Here is a 16837-nt window from a genome sequence, read left to right on the forward strand (position 1 = left end):
TGGAGAGGCCCAGGCCGTGGGAGCGGACGTTCCGCGAGAGGGGGGCTTCGATATCGGCCACACACAAACCACCCGAGGTGGGGAAGTGTGGATCGCGGCCACCTGTGTCTCACTCGTAGTAGTCGGCGTACTGGGCCGAGTACTCCTCTACGCGGAAGCCCTCGAAATCGCCCGCCTCTTCGGACTGCAGCAGCCGCTGACGGGCCGCCTCTGCTTCCGGTGTACGAAGGCGTGAGAGGTATGCCTTTGTCTCGGTGAGCCCCTGTCCGCACAGCAGCTGGACATCGATCGAGCACGCGGCGTCCATACTCGCGGTCTTCGCGCTCCAGATGAGGAGTACGTCATCGATGACGCCGGCATTGAACAACTGGACGCAGCAGAGCTTCATCAGTTCGGTGTCGCCCGCGCCCTGAGAGCGTCGCTCACGCTCCGTCTGACCTCTCAGCAGTTCGCGCACTTCGTCCAGGTCGGTGCCGACGGGGTGGAGACCGTAAAGGCGTAGGCTCTCGTCCTCGTCCACAAGTATTACTTCCTCTCTCGGTCTTCGCCTCACACGCTGGTTGTGGGGGACTTATGGCAACGCCAGCTGTTCGCGGTCAGCGGCCCCGCACGACTGCTGTCCCACCTGGAGCGCATTTGGCCCGCCGCACGGGTTTCCCGGTTCACGGTCTTGGGCCGCGGCCATCGGCGTCGAGGGCTTCGGCGAGTTCGGCGCGCAATTGGTGGCGGGTGCGCACCAGGATTCGTCCGAGCATGTTCTTTCCGTTCCCGGTCCTGCCCCGACCCCAGTAGTGATCGGTGGTGGTGTCTTCGACGATCTCTTCGTCACCGGTGGACAGCAGAATGTCACGGATATCGGCATGTACGCGGAACTTGGTTGCCACCGCACGGCGCATCACGTCGTCCTTGACCCGCTCCCAGTCCCTCCGCAGAGGTTTGGACGAGTCACGACCCAGCTCCGCCGCTCGCAGCGGCGTGCGCGCACGCCGGATGAGATCCGCGTGGCGGGTGCCCTTGAATTTCTGCGCCTGGAAGTAGTGCTCCGAGGTCGGCCACCAGACCCCGTCGAATTCGAAGCCGTGTGTGGAGAAGTTCGAGAAGCATCCATAAGGGACTTCGTCGGCACCATAGAAATAGATCGTCATGAGAACCTCACGGTTGTAACGGAAACCTGCACGGTTTTCAGGATCGGCCCAGCCCCCGCAAGCTGCTTTTTACGGCGAGCCAACCCGGCTGGGTACCCCCCGCCCTTCGTCAGCAGGACAGGGCAGGACGGAGCGATTCGATCCAGGACGCGAAATCCGCGGACACGACGTCGAAGTCCGCAGGCTCCAGATCGCCCAGACCGGAGGAGAACACGGCGGAGTCCGGGTCATCGGCACGCAGGAGGAATCCTCGGCCACCACCGTCATCGCCGACGAGGAGGAAACCTGGCGCGTACTGCGCGACTTCGTAAGTGGTGTTGCGTTCACCGATGTCCCTCGCCGAGTACACCGCGACACCGGACTCTGTGAGAAGGCCGTCCCGCACACTCCACAGTGCCACCAACGGAGCTGGAAGACTCATCGCCGTCTCAGCCCGCGCTCGCCTCACGTCGGCCGGAGTTGCCGCCGCCCTCGAAACCGACCCCGACACCCTGCACCCCTCTCAACACCACTCCGGTCTCCCTGACCAGCAGCGGCACAGCCCCCAGGGCCGCTCCCGAGCAAACCACTGAAACCGAGCAGGTGGCGGCCCCAACATGATCACGACTTACGGGTGCTAGCCCTGCACGATGAGCCTTGCCTCGTCGAATCGGTGGGCGGCGAGATCCTCGAAGCGGATGAGCCAGTAGAGGGCGCCCTCCTCGCCCCAGGTCATCTTCGCCTCGCTGTCGCTGCCGAACTGGGCAAGCAGAACCCAGCGTTTGGCTTCCTGCTCCAGCAGTCGGTCGCCCCAGGTGTGCATGCCGCCGAGTGCCGCGTTCGCGAGCTCGTACTCCACCGGGCCCTGGACGGGCACGGCGTGGCCGCCGATCTGGTGGTCGATCCGGGTGCGCAGCTGCCTGAACGCGCGGACGAACGGTTTGAGTTCGGCCGGGGTGTCGCGGGGGTGGGGCCAGCGCCGAGTGTCGCCGAGCAGAGCGCGCCTGGCCTGGGGCAGCCACAAGTCCGGGGCGCTTTGCCCGGTGTCCGCACTGAGTTCCACGCGCGGGAATGCGTCGAGGACAGGGGGCGTGTCTGTCGGCAGGACGGGGGTGTTCTCCGGGACGTACAGCACCTGGGCGCCGGCCCAGGTCTCGGGGTCGTCGACGGACATGAAGGCGTCTTCGTCCACTTGGCCGTCGAAGTAGAAGAAGAGCAGGGTTCCGTCCTGGGGGAACTCCTCGGCAAGGCCGTCTCGGGGCAGTGCGGCACACCGCACTGAAGCGACGAAGGACAAGGGGCCGTGTCCGGGCCATTCGGGCCAGGTGGCACCGGCCGGAAGCTCCGGGGCCCCGCCGAGGACAGCCACGATCTGCTCGCCGGCTTCGGCCTGGCGCAGGCGTGCGCAGGCGTGCGCAGGGGCGCAGGAGCGCTGTCCAGCGCTGAACAAGGTCGCCTGAAAGACGCTCGGCAGCAAGTCGGGAGTATGGCTCATCAGTCATGGCATCCATCATTTCCGACCCCACCGACACACCCCCCGAACCCGGGACCCTCACCACAGGATTACGTAGCCAGATACGTGGTTCCACCGAGCCCTCAGTGGGCATGGCGACCCACGGTCCGCCCTCTACCACCCCCGACCAATCCACGCGGCTTCCCATTTCGGCGAGTGCGTCGCCGGGCGGAGCCAGATCAATACGTTGAAGGCCAGGACGTATATCTCAGGCTTCAGTTGCTCGGGGACGCGCTCCAGGATGCCGGTGGCGGCCTGCCGTAGATGCGTCTGGAAAGTCTTCCGTTGCGTCGTAGCAGCAGCGTCTCACTCACGTGGAGCCACCGCGTCGGCTGCGTCGGCTTCACACCGGTTTGAGTGGAAGTCCTGAACGCTCGCGCAGCGATTCGAGTGCGCTGGGGGAAACTGCCCCGATGCGCAGTGTCGAGGTGTTGTAGGAATAGTGGGCCACTATGCGGCTCGATCGGTCGACAAAGCTCAACCAGTGACCGCCCCGGTGCAGTTCGCGAGAGCCGACGTAGTCCAGCAGTGGCTCGACAGCCTGCAATTGACCCTCACGTAGCTGGCACGTGGCCTGGCACGGGAGCGCCCCGACCGCCTGCCTGCCGGCGACATTGATCAGGAAGGCCGACAGCCTCCGGGCTTCGCTGTACCACTTCTTGCCCGGCGCGGCCCGCCCGTGGACCCTGGGATCGGGCCAGCCGACATCGTCCGGGCGCACGCTCCACTGCGCGGGCCACTGGTTCTCCACGCAGAAGACCAGGTGTCCGTCCTCAAGGCTCAGGTCCCTGAGAGCGCTCAGCCGGAAAGTGTGCTCGTGACCGCCCGTACCCATCAGCTCCGGGTGCCTGCCCGCCGCTGCGTAGTAGTCACGCAAGGCGTCCGGCAGGCTGATCCCCAAGCGGTCCTCGGCAGCCGTGATCTCGTCGCCAGCGCATCCGTCCTGTGGAGTCCAGGCACCGAACGCGGTCGCCATGAGGTCCTGGAGCAACTCCTTGATCACTGCAAGCCTCCATCCGCATGCAGTCTCTCTCATCGTCGATTCCCAGGGCGGGCGGTGGGGTGTGGTGGGTGTCGAGCGACCGTTGCGTGTCCTCGCGGGAGGCGTGCCCATCGGCCCCTCGTCCGCCAGGCACCGCGGTCAGCGAGTCGAAGACTTCGCCGACCTGGCCGATCGCGGCAACCGGGGCGCGTACTCGGTCGACCAGTTCCGAGGTCGAGTTACCGTCGGCGGCGATCGCGTACCGGGGCCACACCGGGGTGCCTCTGGCCGCGTCGCACTCCAGGCTGGACATGTCGGTGTTGGGCAGCCCGCCAAGTACCTCCGTCGTGACGGTCAGCGCAGCAGTCCCCCGCACTGGAAACGTTCCGACAGGCCAATCGGTGACTTCGCCCGCCATTACCATTTCCCCCTTCCGGCCAGCCATGACCGTCCAATTGGACATGATCGAAATGCTAGATGCTCCACGAACCTCAGCCCGCCTTTCGCAGGCATGCTGCCGCAGATGTCCGTGGAGAGTTGCGTAGTTCTACCGACGCTGTGCCGGCTTGCAGCGTCTGCACCCCAACCGGAGTGGGATGGTGTACGTCGTCTGTGTCGGGCTGGACCAACATCGTTGCCGCAGCCGGTCGCTACCGGTCATGCCCCCAACACGCGACAGTCGTGCTCAGTCCCGGTCGGGTGATCGCTGCCGATACCCGTGCCGGAGATCCTCCCGCCTCACCGCACCGACCCTGCGGTATCAGACCCGCTGCCGATTTGGAGGTGCTACTCCCTGTCGTCGTCGAAGAGCGCCGCCGTTGCCCCTGGCAAGTCGATGATGTCAGTCAAGCTCCACAGGCCGCCGCCTGCCTGGGGATCGCCTCCGTGCGGCCTTGGAGTGCTGCGAGACCAGTGCCACCACCTGCTGGGCAGGGGGTCGGACAGGTAGGTCAGGACCGCAACCCCGAAGCGGGCGCGAGCGCCTGCTCGGGCCGTCGGTCGGCCTGCCAGCTGTGCCATGGTGGGGGGCTGGGTGAAGGAGCCGGCGTAGAACTCGATGACCGGGAATTCGTTCGCGCCGTGCAGCTCGTGGACGAAGGCGGCATGGCAGCTGTCGGCGAGTTGGATGGAGACGACGTCGCCGGGGCGTAGGAATGTGACCGTTCTGGGCCTGCTTGAAGATGCCGACAGGGCATGAGTGTTCTTGCGGGGCCGAGCCGCCCACGGGTGTTCGTGCAGCAGCATCTCGAGATGCTCGGTGGTCCCCTGCGGACATCGAGGATGGCGGTGCACGTGATAACGGACGGCACGTGACGCCCTCTCTGCCGGGACAGGACCTGCGCGTACCTCGTTCCCACCAGGGCCTCCATGCATGTCTGTCGTCGGGGGCAGCAGCCCGGCCACCCGCACACGGGCACGCACCGCGACCATCACGCCGCCGAGAAAGACCTCAGTGGAATTACGTAACGGGTCACGTAATTCCACTGTGAAGGTTTTCCGGAGTGAGTGGGATGTCAGTGCAGGCGCCTACTGTTTCGACCATGCAGACGATCTACCAGACTTGGGCAGAGACGGTCGCCCTGTTCGAGCGACGCGGCTTCCCGCAGGAGACCTACGGCAACCTGGACGAGGAGGAGTACATCCTGCACCCGGGGCCCTCGGCGTTGCCGGGCTCGCTCTGGCTCGACGACCACCAGTACCGGCATCAGAATCCCTGGATCAAGGCGGGCGGCCGACCCGAGTACGAGGGAATCGACGGTGCGGTCACCGGATACGTCATCGACGGCGACCTCCACGTCGACGGCAATGTTCTCAACCTGGACTACGGCAGCCCTTCACTGATCGTGCTCGGCGATCTGAAGGTCGCCAACCTCGTCCTCACCGGCAGCTCCTCCCTCCTGGTCCAGGGCGACATCGAGGTCGAGACCTTTCTCGGCAACTCCACCGACCAACACGTAGAGGTACTCGGTGACTTGAGTGCCACGCTGGCGATCATGTGGGACGAGTTCCTTCCCGAGGTCGGCGGACGTCTGCGCGGGCGGGCCCTGGTACCCGACTATGTCGACCTCGACGGCTACGGGCTGGCCGTCGAGGATCCGGCGCCGCACGCCGACCTGTCCGACCTGCTGGTGCCGGAAGTCCTCCTCGCCCACGGCGACGGCCCCGGTGAGGACCTCTACCTCGCCGACGCGGGCCTGCGCTGCGAGCACATGATCGACCGGCTGGTGCGGGGACTGCCCGTCATACGCCGCGGGCGCACCGTCACCCCGCTGGAAGAGCTGCCGCAGAAGCGGTAAGAGTCGTTCGGACCCTGCGGCGCGTAGACAGAAGAGAGTCCATGTCTGACGAGAATGACGTGCGGGAAGAAATCCTGTACGTCCACGAGGAAACGAGGCCCCTGCCGCCGGCTACGTGTTCCGGCGCCCGGCGGGCAGCGACGACCTCGCCGTGAACATCCTGGCCACGAACGACGCACTGCGCGAGCTGTGGTGTTCGCCGCAGGGGAATCCCTGGCTGACGAGCACCACCGGTCTGGTCTGGACCACGGCGCCGGTGGCCTGGCCGGACGAGGAGGAGATTGCCGACCTCGAGTTCGAAGTGCCTGAGGGTGATCTCACCTGGCGTCATATGGAGCTGCCGGCGCAGAAATCCAACGGCTTGCGTCCCCGCCCGTGGGCGATCTGGGGGACTTCGGATCAGGACTTACATGTCGGCACCTTCGGCGGAGTGCTCTACCACTGGGACGGTGAGGTCTGGGCCCAGCACGATCCCGGCCCAGCGACCCATCGGCTGTATCCGCGGACGGGCCGCCGACGACGTGTAGCGGTGGGGCACGGCAGCACCATCCTGCATTTCGACGGAGAGCGGTGGCACGCGATCGAGGACCCGCACGGAGCGGCCACCGACGACACCCTCACCGGTAGCGCCTTCACCCTGGACTGCGACGTGCTGATCAGCAGCAATAGGGACGGCCGGCTGCTGCGTGGATCGGCGAAGCAGGGCTCCACCGTCATGGGCCGATATGGACTGTCTCTGATCGACGTGGCGCTGGTGGACGGCCGGCTGTTTCTCGCCGCAGCCAAGAGCGGCGTGGCGGAGTTGATCGCGGAGGGCCTGCGGATCCTGCGCGACGACCTGCTGCCCTGGTCGGTCGCCGAGGGCCACGAGCGGGTTTACTTCACCATCACTCCCGGCGACACCGCCTATGCCGAATGCGACCTCGCCACCGGCCAGTGGCGGCAACTCAGCTACTGCCGACTCGGCTGACTTCCTCGGCTCGAAATGGCACGGCAGGGAACTCATCGGCGGTGACCTCGTCCAGCATGATCTGCATGAGGGGTTCCTGGCGGTCGTATCTGATGCGGAGCGGTGGAGGCCATGCGCGTCCGATACTTCGATCGGGAATCTTGACATGAACGACTCGACAAAATGGGGCGCCGTACACGTCATGGAGGAAAGAACCGCACAGCGTCAGAAGCTCCACCAGCGTGTCGACGAGCCGGCCCGGCCCATCATCTGCCTGGAGCGACAGCGCATCGCCCCAACAGGCCCTGCCCGCCTTGCTGACATCGAACTGGACGCGTTGCGCGAGCAAGTCGTGGCCCTCCTGGCCGAGGTCGAGGGCTCCGGCGTCACCATCAGGCTCAGGGCTCTCGGGCATCCGGTCCGGCTCCGCGTCCTTGGTGCGCTGACGGACAGACCGCACAGCACGCGGAAACTGTTGCAGCTCTGCGGCGCCGCCACCAGTGGGCAGCTGTACCACCATCTGCGCCTGCTCATAGACGCTGGATGGGTCACCCCCTCCAGCCGCGGGCAATATGCCCTCGCTGATCCCGAGCGCACCGCCATGGCCTTGGCTGCTGTGCAGGCCTGTCGCTGACGGCCCGCCGTCCGACCTGTTGGCGGCCCACTCGGCTCGCCGGGGATCACCAGTCCGGTGGCCCTCCCTGCCGCGGGAGCGTTGGAGCAGTCACGAGCAGACGATCATGACGGCACGGCCGTACGGTCCCCATGATCCTCTGTCAGCGGCCAGTTAGATTTCCCCACTCGCGGCCACTTCGGCTCCCCACCACGGCCACTTCAATTCCCCACTGGTGGCCACTTCGTGTACGCAGCGTGAGGTCATCCTCGGCGGTGCTCGCCCCACCACGGCAGGATCGGAGGCAGATCGCCGAGGCCGCGGGCCGGCCGCTTGGGCATCGGCGTCTCCCCGTCGTCCCCGTCCCAGCGGCGCGCGTACTGGTCCGGGAGGCTGCCCCAGCCCCAGTAGGGCACCGGACGGCCGGGCATCTCGCCGAGTTCCTCGAGGGGATCAATACGCTTCTCCGCCACCGTGCAGAGGTGCGCCCAGTCGTCGCCGATGTCGAAGACGTAGGCGAACTGCTCACCGGCCTGCAGTCTGCTCAGCTTGGTCGCATGCCCGTCCACGGTGCCGTCCGGGGCCTCGCCGTCCCACCAGTCCAGCGGGCTGACGTGGGTGGCGTCGGACAACGTGAACAGGTGCAGGTGAGCCAAGTCCCAGCGCGCGAAGGCGAGATCGATGGCCGAGGCGAGCTCCGCGAAGGAGTGCGACCGAGCAGCGGCGAACACCCGGCCGGGACGCGGCCACAGGTCCGCACCGTGACCGGAGACCAACTCCACCCGGATCGACAGCCAAGTACGAGCCACGTCAACAACCCCCTATGCGCCGGATCCGCGAACCAGCACCGAGGCTACTGAGTGTGACTGCCGACTGGGGAATCGAGCTGGCCGTACGTGGGGAATTTCTACTGGCCGCCGTCAATCCTCCCGGGATGAGAGCCGTTCCGGTTCGATGATCTTGGCCACGTGAGGCCGGCTACCCGGCAGGCCGGCAATCCGTTCTTCGACAGCGCCGGAATCGGCGTCGGTGGGTCGGCGAACCGAACCGGAAGCCGTTCGCTGCGCGTCTTCGCGGCGTAATGCCTCGCCGCCTTCCGCCGGATCTCGGATCCTCCTCCAACGCATCGACTTCCTTGCGCAGGGCTGTGTTCTCCGCCTCCAGCGGCGTCAGTGGCTGCACCGGCATCTCCGCCTGGCGTGCCCTGGGCCGACTCGCGCGGACCGTCCTCCCCCAGTTCCGCTGCCCTGGGATGCCCTTTTCGGACCCTGAAAGATCAGTGTCTGGTGTGTCCAAGATGAAGGACCAGGGGCCCGGGATTCCTGGCAGATCAGAGTTCCACTAGGCCTCTTCGCCACTGCCGGGGGAGAGCCGACTGTCAACGGCCATCTCGTTCTTCCCGTCCACATGGGCCGGGCCGCGGGGCGTCTCTTTCTCGGCACGTATGTGGGGATCTCCCCAATGCTGTGAGGTCGCGCCGGTTCGCAGACTGGTCTCGTTCGCAGGGGCGATCCCGCACTCCGCCTCGCGCCACAACTCGCCACGGCGGCCAACGTCTTGGCGTTCCGGTGCGCGAGCGTTCCCACGCCCTCGGCGGACCCGTTCCCACGTCAGCGACCCACCTGTCACGCGCACGGGCCCGCCTTCCTACCGCACACAGAAATGGAAACCTCGATGACCAGCATCTCCGAACACGTCAACGGCGCAGCGCCCGAGTTCTTCGGCGAGTTGACGACGGCGCGCCGAGCCCGGCACCTGTCGGATCTGACCCCCGTCCTGGCCACGCCCGCGGCCTTCGCCGCCGGAGTGGCGGTCAGCCTCGGCGCCTACGCGGTCGGCTACGCCATGGGCGCCGGCGGCAACAACAAGGAGCGGTGACGCCGGGCTGAGGCCGTGCCTGCCGGTGGCGCGTTTTGGTCCCTGACGTCAACACGACACAGCTCGGAGGCCTTCATGTCCGTTTCCGTGCTGACCGAGCACGCGAATCGCAGCAGTGCGCCGACCGGTCTGCCGCTGCGGGCCGACCGGGCCCGGCAGATGAGCGAACTCGCGCCGGTGCTGGCCACGCCCGCGATCACTGCCGCCCCCAGCGCTGATCTGGGGATCACCCTCGCCGCCGGCGTCATCGGCACCCGCGGCGGCAACACCAAGGAGCGATGACGCGGGGATGGGCCGAGCGATCCCGCGCTCGGCCTGATCCCTCACGTCGGCGCGACATCACTTCACGACACGACTTGGGAGTTTTCATGTCCGTTTCCGTACTGACCGAGCACGCGAACCGCAGCCGTACGCTGGCCGGTCTGCCGCTGCGGGCCGACCGGGCCCAGCAGATGAGTCAGCTCGCGCCGGTCCTCGCGACCCCCGCCACGGCCGTGGCCTTCGCCGCCGGAGTGGGCGTCGGACTCGCGCTCGGCCAGGCCCACGCCGCCGGAATGGCCGCATGCGGCACCGGCAACAAGGAGCGCTAGGCAGGACCCGAGGGAGGGCGCACCACCGGTGTGCCCTCCCTGTTCCCCCCCGTTCCCCAGCAAGAGGAGTTCGCCTCAAGAAGGCGGTCTCCGAGAACCCTCGTCCATCGGGCAGGCGGTATGAGCGACATTCAAGACCTCGGATACGGACGCCAGTTCGCCGACTTCTACCACCGGATCTTCCCGCCGGGTGACGACACGGCGAAGTGGCTCGCCGGTCTCCATCCCGGCGACGGTATGCCGGCCCTCGAACTCGGCGTCGGCACCGGACGTGTCGCCCTTCCGCTGGCGGCGCACGTCGGTGACCTGGTCGGCGTCGACTCCTCCCCGGAGATGCTGGACGTCCTGCGCGGCGCCCTCGCGGCCGAGCCGCGGCCGGTCACCCCGGTGCACGGCGACATCCGGACCTACCGGAGTGAGCGCCGGTACGGGCTGGTCCTCTGTGTCTGCGGCACCCTCTCCATGCTGCTCGACCCCGCCGAACAGCAGCAGGTACTGGAGACGTGCGCGCTCGCACTCGGACCTGGCGGCGCGGTCGTCATCGAGACCCACAACCCGGCGTTCGTCGAGGCGATGCACGAGGGGCGCGCGAAGGACACGTTCTTCATCCCCTGTGGAGAGAACGCCGGCCTGCAGTCGTACTCCCTCGTCAACTACGAACGGCAGATCTGGCACCTCTCGCACATCTGGCACGAGGGCGGCGGCACCCGGCTCGCGTCGGAGACCAGCCGGCTGACCACACCGGACGAGATCGACACGTACGCCGAACGCGCCGGGCTGCTCCTGGAAGCGCGCTACGGCAGCTGGCAGGGATCCCCCTTCACGGGTACCGAGCCGATGACGATCTGCGTGTACCGGAGCGCCGACGACCTTCGAGAGCAGTGAGGACGAACCGATGGCCAGTACTTCATTGAGCGCCGGTGCACCGCCCACCGAGACCGAGGAGGGTACCGCGGCGGTGACGGTTCCGGACGCAGAGGGAGCCGTCGCCGACGGAGCCGCAGCCGATGGACTCTCGCTTCGCGAGACGTTCACGGCCTTCCGCGGCCATGTGCGCCCGCACTGGCGGGAGATAGCGGTGGCCGCTGTGCTGCTGGTGGGGTCGGGGGTGCTCGGGTTGCTCCAGCCGCTGGCCGTGGAGGACGTGCTCACCGCGTACGGCCAGGGCCGCGACGTGGCTCCAGACCTGCTGAGACTCGTCGCACTGGTGCTGGTGGCCGCCGGCGCCCTGGCCGTCGGTGACTTCCTGCTGCTGCGCGCAGCGGAGCGCGTGGTGCTGGCCGGGCGGCAGGGACTGGTTCGCCACATATTGCGGCTGCCCATGGGAGCGATGCGCCGGCAGGCGCCCGGTGACCTGCTCGCCCGGGCCGCGGGTGACACCTCGCTGCTGCGGCAGATCGTCACCCAGACCCTGGTGCAGGCGCTCACCGGCCTGGTGATGATCATCGGAACGCTGGTGATGATGGCGATCGTCGACGTGGAACTGCTGCTCGTCACCGTCGGCGTGGTCCTGCTTCTCGGATTCGTGGTCGGCGTCATCATGCCGCGCATCCGGCGCGCCGCGCTGAGCGCCCAGCAGTCGGTGGGCGAGATGGGCGCGACCCTGGAGCGGGCGCTCAGCGCCTTCACCACCGTCAAGGCCTCCGGCGCGGAGGACGTCGAGGCCCGGCGCGTCGACGCGGCGGCACGGGACGCGTACGACGAGGGCGTCGTCCTCGCCCGCTGGGGCTCGGTGGCGGGCACCACGGCCGGGCTCGCGATCCAGATCGCCTTCCTCGTGGTACTCGGCGTGGGCGGAGCCCGGGTCAGCAGCGGCGCCATCTCGGTCGCCACGCTCACCGCGTTCCTGCTGTACGTCCTCTACCTTGCTCAGCCGGTCATGTCGCTGACCAACGTCGGCACGTATTTCCAGGCGGCGCGGGCAGCCGTACAGCGCCTGTCCGAGGTCACCCGGCTGCCCACCGAGCCGGTGGACTCCACCGACTCCTTCACGTACGGCGGAAAGGCGAGTCCCCCCGGTGCGGCCTCACTGGCCTTCGAGAACATCACGTTCACCCACTCCGGCCGGACCACCCCCGCCCTGAACGGCTTCTCCCTCGACATTCCCGCCGGCGGGCTCACCGCCTTCGTGGGCCCCTCCGGCGCCGGCAAGACCACAGCCCTGAGCCTCATCGAACGCTTCTACGACCCGGACCTGGGCCGGATTCTGTTCGACGGAGGGGACCTGCGCGACTGGAACCTCAGGGAACTTCGGGCCGGTATCGGTTACGTCGAGCAGGACGCGCCAGTGATGGCGGGCAGCCTGCGTGACAACCTCGCCTACGCGGCCCCCGCCGCGACCGACGAGGATCTGTGCCACGTCCTGGCGGTGACCCGTCTCCTGCCGCTGCTCGAACGCCTCGGCGGTGACCTCGACGCCGCGATCGACCACCACGGCACCTCCCTGTCCGGCGGCGAACGCCAGCGCGTCGCCATCGCGCGGGCCCTGCTGCGCCGTCCGCGTCTGCTCCTCCTCGACGAGGCGACCTCACAGCTCGACGCCGTCAACGAAGCGGCGCTGCGCGAGGTCATCGAGGAACTGTCCAGGCGCACGACCGTGCTGGTGGTCGCCCACCGGCTGTCGACCGTGCGGTCGGCCGACCGTATCGCCGTCCTCCAGGACGGCGCTCTGCGGGCCGTCGGCACGCACACCGAGCTGCTGCGCGACGACATCCTGTACGCCGAACTCGCCTCGCACCAACTGCTCGGCTGAGCACCACCACACCACGCCCAAGGGAGAGGGAGGGGACTTCGCCCCATGCCACGACTGCCGCGACTGCCGCGACTGCCGGGATCGCCGGGATCGCCGGGGTCGCCGGGATTGCCGAAACTGATGCGTACCCTCGTGTCGCAGCCGTCCGTGAGCCGGGCCACGGCTCTGTCGCTCGGCGAGCGGCTCAGCGCGGCCACGCATCTCGCGTCCAGCCTGGAGTACCTGACGACGGAACGCGACCGTGAGCAGGGAGGGTTCAACAACTGGGAGGTCGTGCGGGAGTCGCACCTGACACGGCCGCCCCTGGTCCTCAAGGCGCTCGACATCGTCGCCCGCCCCCGCGTCACCCGCGCACTGCACATGGCCCGAGTGGGCGCGGCGGCCGCCTTGCTGGCGCCGTCTCCCCGCGGGGTACGCGTCGCCGCGAACGCCGTGCTGTCGGGCACCTCGCTGCTGATGTACCCGGTCAACCACTACGGCACCGACGGCTCCGACCAGGTGTCCTTCCTGGTCCAGTCCGTGACCACGGTCGCGCGGGCGGGCGAGCGGAACCGGCGGCTCGTAGACGCCTGCCTGTGGTTCATCGCGCTGCAGTCGACGCTGTCGTACGCGGTGTCCGGCTGGGTGAAGCTGTCCAGCCCGACCTGGCGCAGCGGGCGGGCGCTGCCCGGAGTGATGCGGACCCTGACCTACGGGGACCGCCCCACCTGGGAACTGGCGCGCCGTCACCCGCGTGCCGCGCACGCGTTGTGCGCCGGGGTGCTGGCCCTGGAGTGCGCCTTCCCTCTCGCCTTCGTCGCCAAGGGGCGGCCGGCCCTGCTGATGGTCGGCTCCGCCGCCGCGTTCCACCTTGCCAACGCCCGTCTGATGGGGCTCGGCCGGTTCCTGTCGTCGTTCGTCTCCATGCACCCCGCCGTGCTGTACGCCGCCGGTCCGCGCGAGCGCGTCGGGGCGGAGGGCGGGATGGAGCGGCGCGACGACGCGCTGCCCGCGCTGTCCCTGGTACTGCTTGCCGCCACGCTGGGCGCCCTGCAGGTGGACAAGGGCCGCCGACGCCGGAAGGTGTCGCGGGGCCGGGGTGACGAGCGGGAGTTCACCGCTTCCTCGGGGAACACGCTCTCGTACCGTCGTACCGGCCCCGAGGGTACGGCGGACGACGGTAATCAGCCGCTCGTCGTCCTGGAGAGCGGGCTGGTCGCGACCGCAGAACACTGGGAGTGGATCGCACGTGGGATCTCGGAGCAATTCCCCGTCGTGATCTACAACCGGGCGGGCTACGGGCCCAGTACGTATGCGGGGGACGGCGCCGAGGGATATCTGCTCGACGCGGCGGTGGATGATCTCGTCGACCTGATCGCGCACACGGCGGGGGACCGCCCCGTCGTCGTGGCCGGTCATTCCCTGGGAGGCTACCTGGCGTTGAAGGCGGCCGACAGGATCCCGGGCCGGATCGTCGGGGCGGTACTGCTCGACTCCAGCCATCCCGCCGAGCTCCAGCGCTCGTCGCGGCAGGCACAGGGCCAGAAGGCGCTGAGTGACTCGCTCGCGCTCCTCACGGCTTCACTGAAGCTGGGCCTGGGAGCGCTGCTCACTCACCCCACCTGGGTCGACCGGCTGCCCGAGGAGGTACGGGAACTGTCGGAGGCGCAGTACCGCGACCCGGGCCTGTGGGCGGCTGGACGCCGTGAGTGGCGTGCCGTGCAGGCGGAGTTCGACGCCTTCGACGGGAAGATCCCGGACGCGGATGTCCCGCTGCTCGTCATGACGGCCGGGCACACCGCGTCCCAGGACCCGATCCAGCAGGAGTTGCACACCGAGTTGGCCGAAGGGGCACCCGGCTCCGCGCATCACGTCATCGAGGGCGCCGACCATGACTCCATCCTGACGGACCGGGACGCGGCCGGGCACGTTGTGATGCTGGTGACGAACTTCGTCGCGGGCCTCGGCAGCGGCAACCCCAAGCCCCCGAACGAGCCCCTGAACAAGCCCTTGGACGAGAAGGAGGACACCCGTGGCGACCGCACGGCATGAAGTGGGCGCGGTACCGGCGGCGTCGCGCGGCGTACTCCCCCTGCTGCTCCTCGGCGGGCTCGCCGTCTGGTTCGGCGCGACTGCCGCGAGCCAGCACCCGAACCGCAGTTTCGACCGGGTCCGCGACCAGGACAAGGTCGGATTGTTGTTGCCGAACTGGAGGTTCTTCGCTCCGGAACCGGCCCAGCACGACTACCACATACTGCATCGCGTGCTGACCGCCGACGGGGGGCACACGGGCTGGGATGAGACCACGCGGATCACTCCCCGGAACTGGACACAGATGGTGTGGTTCCCGAACCGACGCCGGGAGAAGGGCCTCTTCGACGTGTGCTCCGAGTTGATCGCGCTCATGAACCGACCGGGCCTGGACGTGACTCTGTTCCCCGCCTACCGGGTGCTGCGGGACTCCGTGGACCTGACCGTGCGCGAGGCGTACGCCGACCAGGAGCCTCCGCAGGGATTCCAGTTCCTGGTCGCACGGCACACCGGACACGATCAGGGTCACGAGCCCGACTATGTCTTCCTGTCCCCGTTCGTGCCCTTGGGAGAAGCGGCACAGGATCCCGCGGCGGAGGCGGCGTGAGTTCTCCGCCCGACGAGTGGGCGGGGGACAGGTCCAACGGTGCGGTCGACGCCGTCGTCGTCGGCGCCGGACCGAACGGCCTGGCCGCGGCGATCGTCCTCGCCGGGGCCGGGCTGGAGGTCGAGGTGTACGAGGCCGCGCCCACGGTCGGCGGTGGAACCCGCACAACCGAAGCGACCCTCCCCGGTTTCCACCACGACGTGTGCTCCGCAGCCCACCCCATGGGCCTGGCCTCACCCTTCTTCCGTGCCTTCGACCTCGCGGCACACGGGGTGGAGATGCTGTCGCCCGCGGTGTCGTACGCCCATCCGCTCGACGAGGGCCGCGCCGGGCTCGCCTGGCGGGACCTGGACCGCACGGTCGACGGGCTCGGCCAGGACGGACCGGCCTGGCGTTCGCTGCTCGGCACCTTGGTGGAGCGGTGGCAGGGGCTGGTCGGGGCGGCCATGTCGGACCTGCGGAGTCTCCCGGCCGACCTCGTCACGGCGGCGCGCCTCGCACTGCGCGTCGCGGAGCAGGGCTCACCGCTGTGGGGAGCGCGCTTCCGCGGCCCCGTCGCACCGGCGTTGCTCACCGGTGTGAGCGCGCACGCCATCGCCCCACCGTGTGCCCCTGTCCCGGCCGGCGTGGGGCTGGTGCTGGCGGCTCTGGGCCACTCGGTGGGCTGGCCGATCCCGTCGGGCGGAAGCCAGCGCATCGCGGACACGATGGCCGCCGAAATACGCCGCCGCGGCGGGCGGATCCTCACTGGCCGACGCGTCGACAGTATTGCCGAACTGCCGCGCGCCCGTGCCGTTCTGCTGGACCTCACCCCCGCCGGACTGCTGCGTATCGCCGAGGACACGCTCCCCGGTCGCTACGCTCGCCGCCTGCGGTCGTACCGATACGGTGGCGGCGCCGCGTGCAAGGTCGACTTCGCCCTGTCCGGCCCGGTGCCGTGGAAGGCCTCCGGTTGCGAACTCGCCGGCACACTGCACCTGGTGGGTTCCCGGGAGGAGACGCTGGCCGTCGAACGCGAGGTCGCCGCCGGGCGGCACCCCGAACGGCCGTACGTGCTCGCCGTCCAGCCCGGCGTCGTGGACCCGACCCGCGCACCCGCCGGTCTGCACACTCTGTCCACCTACGCGCACGTGCCGCACGGCTCCCCGGTGGATCTGGGCGACACGGTGACCGCGCAGGTGGAGCGCTTCGCGCCGGGCTTCCGTGACCTGGTGCTCGCCCGTCACGTCGTCCCCGCCGCCAACCTGCACGAGCACAGCCTCAACCTGGTCGGCGGCGACATCGCCGGCGGTGCGCTGTCTCCGTGGCAGATGGTGATGCGTCCGGTCGCCGCCAGGGACCCGTACGCCACCCCGCTTCCCGGGGTGTACCTGTGCTCGGCATCGACTCCGCCCGGACCGGCCGTCCACGGGATGTGCGGGCTTTACGCCGCGCGGCAGGCTCTGCGGCAGTGCTTCGGAATCGCCGCCGATCCACTGGAATTGGTGCGGTCACCGTCCGGGCGCCCCGGGCAAGGCTGAGT

19 protein-coding genes are annotated in these 16837 nt (G+C 68.6%); 11 read left to right on the forward strand and 8 right to left on the reverse strand.

The annotated features are described in order from the left end of the window. Positions 1–109 precede the first annotated feature (109 nt). The 6 genes from L0P92_RS04840 to L0P92_RS04865 form a co-directional block, all read right to left on the reverse strand. A complete protein-coding gene (locus L0P92_RS04840) occupies positions 110–520 on the reverse strand; it encodes a hypothetical protein (RefSeq protein WP_234761238.1) in 411 nt (136 codons plus the stop codon). A 142-nt stretch (positions 521–662) separates the two neighbouring features. Beyond that, positions 663–1145 (reverse strand): riboflavin biosynthesis intermediates N-glycosidase, encoded by a 483-nt coding sequence (gene ybiA / locus L0P92_RS04845; protein ID WP_234761239.1) that lies wholly within the window; start codon positions 1143–1145, stop codon positions 663–665. Between the two features lie 109 nt (positions 1146–1254). Beyond that, the gene (locus L0P92_RS04850; protein ID WP_234761240.1) at positions 1255–1566 is read right to left on the reverse strand and encodes a hypothetical protein; all 312 of its coding nucleotides are present in this window, start codon (positions 1564–1566) and stop codon (positions 1255–1257) included. A gap of 195 nt (positions 1567–1761) precedes the next feature. After that, positions 1762–2619, reverse strand: a complete 858-nt coding sequence (locus tag L0P92_RS04855; protein WP_234761241.1) for a DUF1963 domain-containing protein — start codon at positions 2617–2619, stop codon at positions 1762–1764. 361 nt (positions 2620–2980) lie between these two features. Continuing rightward, positions 2981–3640 carry an SMI1/KNR4 family protein gene (locus L0P92_RS04860; RefSeq protein ID WP_234761242.1) on the reverse strand — a complete coding sequence of 220 codons (660 nt, stop codon included), beginning with the start codon at positions 3638–3640 and terminating at the stop codon, positions 2981–2983. A gap of 765 nt (positions 3641–4405) precedes the next feature. Next, entirely contained in the window at positions 4406–4864 is a 459-nt protein-coding gene (locus L0P92_RS04865; protein ID WP_234761243.1) for a hypothetical protein, read from the reverse strand. A 296-nt stretch (positions 4865–5160) separates the two neighbouring features. Between L0P92_RS04865 and L0P92_RS04870 the strand changes: the two genes are divergently transcribed. Continuing rightward, positions 5161–5916: a hypothetical protein gene (locus L0P92_RS04870; RefSeq protein WP_234761244.1), complete on the forward strand. Its 756-nt coding sequence runs from the start codon at positions 5161–5163 to the stop codon at positions 5914–5916. A 151-nt stretch (positions 5917–6067) separates the two neighbouring features. Beyond that, the gene (locus tag L0P92_RS04875) at positions 6068–6886 is read left to right on the forward strand and encodes a hypothetical protein (RefSeq protein ID WP_234761245.1); all 819 of its coding nucleotides are present in this window, start codon (positions 6068–6070) and stop codon (positions 6884–6886) included. On the opposite strand, the gene L0P92_RS04880 is transcribed toward L0P92_RS04875, so the two are convergent. After that, positions 6864–7385 carry a hypothetical protein gene (locus tag L0P92_RS04880; RefSeq protein ID WP_234761246.1) on the reverse strand — a complete coding sequence of 174 codons (522 nt, stop codon included), beginning with the start codon at positions 7383–7385 and terminating at the stop codon, positions 6864–6866. The genes L0P92_RS04875 and L0P92_RS04880 overlap by 23 nt on opposite strands. Here L0P92_RS04880 and L0P92_RS45635 point away from each other — a divergent pair. After that, entirely contained in the window at positions 7308–7499 is a 192-nt protein-coding gene (locus tag L0P92_RS45635) for a hypothetical protein (protein ID WP_372497200.1), read from the forward strand. The two genes, L0P92_RS04880 and L0P92_RS45635, sit on opposite strands and share 78 nt — an antisense overlap. Before the next feature lie 242 nt (positions 7500–7741). Here L0P92_RS45635 and L0P92_RS04885 read toward each other — a convergent pair whose 3' ends face one another. Continuing rightward, positions 7742–8287: an IS1096 element passenger TnpR family protein gene (locus tag L0P92_RS04885; RefSeq protein ID WP_234761247.1), complete on the reverse strand. Its 546-nt coding sequence runs from the start codon at positions 8285–8287 to the stop codon at positions 7742–7744. Between the two features lie 865 nt (positions 8288–9152). Here L0P92_RS04885 and L0P92_RS04890 point away from each other — a divergent pair. The 8 genes from L0P92_RS04890 (at position 9153) to L0P92_RS04925 (ending at position 16835) form a co-directional block, all read left to right on the forward strand. Continuing rightward, positions 9153–9356: a hypothetical protein gene (locus tag L0P92_RS04890; protein ID WP_234761248.1), complete on the forward strand. Its 204-nt coding sequence runs from the start codon at positions 9153–9155 to the stop codon at positions 9354–9356. A gap of 75 nt (positions 9357–9431) precedes the next feature. Further along, a complete protein-coding gene (locus L0P92_RS04895) occupies positions 9432–9638 on the forward strand; it encodes a hypothetical protein (RefSeq protein ID WP_234761249.1) in 207 nt (68 codons plus the stop codon). A gap of 86 nt (positions 9639–9724) precedes the next feature. Beyond that, complete coding sequence (locus L0P92_RS04900) at positions 9725–9946, forward strand: hypothetical protein (protein WP_234761250.1); 222 nt, start codon at positions 9725–9727, stop codon at positions 9944–9946. A 120-nt stretch (positions 9947–10066) separates the two neighbouring features. Beyond that, positions 10067–10831, forward strand: coding sequence for a class I SAM-dependent methyltransferase (locus L0P92_RS04905; protein WP_234761251.1), 765 nt, complete (start codon positions 10067–10069; stop codon positions 10829–10831). Positions 10832–10841: 10 nt separating this feature from the next. Then, positions 10842–12698 carry an ABC transporter ATP-binding protein gene (locus tag L0P92_RS04910; RefSeq protein WP_234761252.1) on the forward strand — a complete coding sequence of 619 codons (1857 nt, stop codon included), beginning with the start codon at positions 10842–10844 and terminating at the stop codon, positions 12696–12698. Positions 12699–12818: 120 nt separating this feature from the next. Continuing rightward, positions 12819–14729 (forward strand): alpha/beta fold hydrolase, encoded by a 1911-nt coding sequence (locus L0P92_RS04915; RefSeq protein WP_234761253.1) that lies wholly within the window; start codon positions 12819–12821, stop codon positions 14727–14729. Then, on the forward strand, positions 14710–15315 hold the full coding sequence (locus tag L0P92_RS04920) for a hypothetical protein (RefSeq protein ID WP_234761254.1): 606 nt from the start codon (positions 14710–14712) through the stop codon (positions 15313–15315). The genes L0P92_RS04915 and L0P92_RS04920 overlap by 20 nt, the downstream gene beginning before the upstream one ends. Continuing rightward, complete coding sequence (locus tag L0P92_RS04925) at positions 15312–16835, forward strand: phytoene desaturase family protein (protein WP_234761255.1); 1524 nt, start codon at positions 15312–15314, stop codon at positions 16833–16835. The genes L0P92_RS04920 and L0P92_RS04925 overlap by 4 nt, the downstream gene beginning before the upstream one ends. Positions 16836–16837: the final 2 nt, after the last annotated feature.

Origin of the sequence: Streptomyces muensis (genome assembly GCF_021474425.1) — a bacterium.
Lineage (GTDB): Bacteria > Actinomycetota > Actinomycetes > Streptomycetales > Streptomycetaceae > Streptomyces > Streptomyces muensis.